Annotated in this window: 1 pseudogene; it reads right to left on the bottom strand. The window is 59.4% G+C overall.

From position 1 onward, the window contains the following. Window positions 1-1651, bottom strand: a pseudogene (locus tag DXXMK7_RS00115) (hemolysin BL-binding protein); the annotation flags it as partial.

The raw sequence follows: 1651 nt of genomic DNA, 5'->3' as shown, positions 1-1651 counted from the left end.
AGGCGTGATGCTATCGCGGGTGACCGTGCCGTAACCGGCGTTCAGGCTGCCCGCCTGCCCGGCCAGCGCCACGCTGCCGGTGCCGCCCGGCAGGGCGGTAGGGCTGACGTTACCCGACGCCCCACCCAGTCCGTGGTCGGCCTGCGCCCCCACCGGGGTCGGCGCACTCACCCCGGCCAGCGTCGGCGTGGAAAGCGCGGGAATAAAGCCGCCGCTGCCCGGCTGCAGGCCGGTGTTGCTGATATTCTGCGAGAAATTAGCGGTTATTGCGCCGCCGGCCTGGATGGTGGCGGTGTAGGACTGGCCGTTCGCGCGTTCATAAACGGGCTCGCCAGCTAAAGTAAATTTTAAAGAACCATTGTCTAAACTAAAAGTCTCGGTCCACCCACCATCACGATCACTCGAGTCATGGAATACTACATAGTCATACCCTGAATCATCGTTATTTCTGGTATTGCGTTCTACTTTTATATAGATACTTTGATCTTTCCTCGCTAATACATGGACTGGTTCTTTTAATCTCGGCATTCCTAAATCAACACCCACATATTTATAGGTAATATATTGCGTCAACTCACCTGAAGAATATGTCTGATTACTCAGGTTTTCTCCTGTTAAAAGCATATTCCCCTGAGTATAAATAGAAGATGCATTATTCAGTAAGAAACCGGCATTTAAAAACATATTAGATGCAGAATTAATTTCTGCTGCTCTCCCCTGAGAGCTTACAGATACCGTTTTCTCCTGCAGTATTATCTTCTGAAGGACTGTCTCTTCTTTGGGGACTAAAATGTGAAAGGTTCTTCCATTGCAGTCATTTTGACGACATGCTGTATCATAAATATACTCGCCAATACCTAATTCGCCGTCTTTAAACCAACTAACCGGTATTGTTGCATCAGTCCCGCCACCCCATGAGGGCGCCTCCGCCACCGTACTGCTGCTCTCCGTCACCGTCAGCCCTTCCCGCTGGTTGGTCAGCGTCCCGGTACGCACCGTGATATCCCCCCGCTGCGTCTCGATGGTGCCCGAACTGTTCAGCACGCTGTCGCTCGCAGCCCCCGCCGCATCACGCTGTATCCACAGGCTGTTCCCCGCCAGGATGTTCCCGTACCGGTTCACCAGCGCGGCCGACAGCAGCTGCAGGTTGCCCCCGCCGTACAGCAGGCTGCTGTTGTCTATCAGCCCGCCCGCCTGCATCAGCAGGTCGCCCGCCGTGCCGATAAATCCCCGGTTGGTGATATCGCCGCTCGCCAGCAGGCTCAGCGGCCCGCCCCCCTGGATACTCCCGCCCGCCGTCTGGCTGATGGCCGCCGCCGACAGCGTGCTGTTGCCACTGCCCGCCACGATGCGGCCCTGCTGCGTCAGCGTGCCGGTGCTGCTCACCGTCACCCCGTTCCCCTGCAGCGTCCCCCCCTGCACCAGGTCGCCCGTCACGTTCAGCGTCAGCTGTCCCCCCGCCGCCAGCGTGCGCGTCAGGGTGAACGGGTTGCCGAGGTCCGCCCGCAGGTCGCCCAGCGCCGCCAGCTGACCGCTCTGCGTCAGCTGCCCGGTACGCAGCTGAAGGTCCCCCGCGCTGTACAGCCGTGCCCCGTCCGCGTTGGTCAGGCTCGCCGCCTGCAGCGCCAGCCGCGTCAGCCCCAGCAGCGTG

It is taken from the genome of Dickeya sp. MK7, assembly GCF_000406305.1.
Lineage (GTDB): Bacteria > Pseudomonadota > Gammaproteobacteria > Enterobacterales > Enterobacteriaceae > Dickeya > Dickeya fangzhongdai.
Note: the sequence above shows the minus strand (reverse complement) of the source record. Positions and strands in the feature narration are given on the sequence as shown.